Source organism: Dietzia massiliensis (assembly GCF_018390595.1).
GTDB classification, from domain to species: Bacteria; Actinomycetota; Actinomycetes; order Mycobacteriales; family Mycobacteriaceae; genus Dietzia; species Dietzia massiliensis.
The window spans coordinates 1-350 of the sequence record NZ_JAHBAV010000325.1; the positions used below are offsets into that span (position 1 = coordinate 1).

Consider the following 350-nt stretch of genomic DNA (forward strand, 5'->3'; position numbering starts at 1 on the left):
TCACGATGCTGTTGGGCGCCGATCTGATCCCGGGCACCGTGCTGGGCATCGACTCTGCGCGCACCGTGCGCGGCCACCGCTTCATGGGCGAAGCCGAGTTCACCCTCGACAACGCCGACCAATACCCGCAGATCCTGCTGGAGCGCGGCAAAGTGGTCGCCGATTATGAAGCGCGTAAAGCCCTCATCAAGCGCGATGCCGAGCTGGCGGCGCAGAAGATTGGCGGCAAGGCCGATCTGAGCGACAGCCTGCTGGAAGAAGTGGCCTCGCTGGTGGAATGGCCGGTGGTGCTGACCGCCAAATTCGAAGAGAAATTCCTGGCGGTGCCGGCGGAAGCGCTGGTGTACACC

General features: G+C 64.0%; 1 protein-coding gene. It reads left to right on the forward strand.

Going from position 1 to position 350, the window contains the following annotated elements; genetic code table 11:
- Window positions 1–350, forward strand: a 350-nt coding sequence (locus tag KHA85_RS20685) for a glycine--tRNA ligase subunit beta (protein WP_213186744.1), incomplete at both ends; no start/stop codon positions are given.